Below are 220 nucleotides of genomic sequence, written 5' to 3'. Positions count from 1 at the left end.
AAAGTGAAAATAAATTTGGAGCCTGGCGATGTCCTACTCTCACATGGGGAAGCCCCACACTACCATCGGCGCTATTGTGTTTCACTTCTGAGTTCGGCATGGAATCAGGTGGGTCCACAATGCTATGGTCGCCAAGCAAATTTTAAAATTCGGAAAACTGATTTAAAAGTCTCTCTTCAAACTCATTCAAGCGTTTGGTATTTCTATTGAGTCCACAAAA

1 rRNA gene is annotated in these 220 nt (G+C 42.3%); it reads right to left on the bottom strand.

The features are described 5' to 3' along the window. Positions 1 to 20 precede the first annotated feature (20 nt). Positions 21 to 136 (bottom strand): 5S ribosomal RNA (rrf, locus tag LMH66_RS20375). Positions 137 to 220: the final 84 nt, after the last annotated feature.

The organism is Shewanella sp. 10N.7 (genome assembly GCF_020806285.1).
Lineage (GTDB): Bacteria > Pseudomonadota > Gammaproteobacteria > Enterobacterales > Shewanellaceae > Shewanella > Shewanella electrodiphila.
This window is presented reverse-complemented; position numbering and strand designations above follow the sequence as displayed.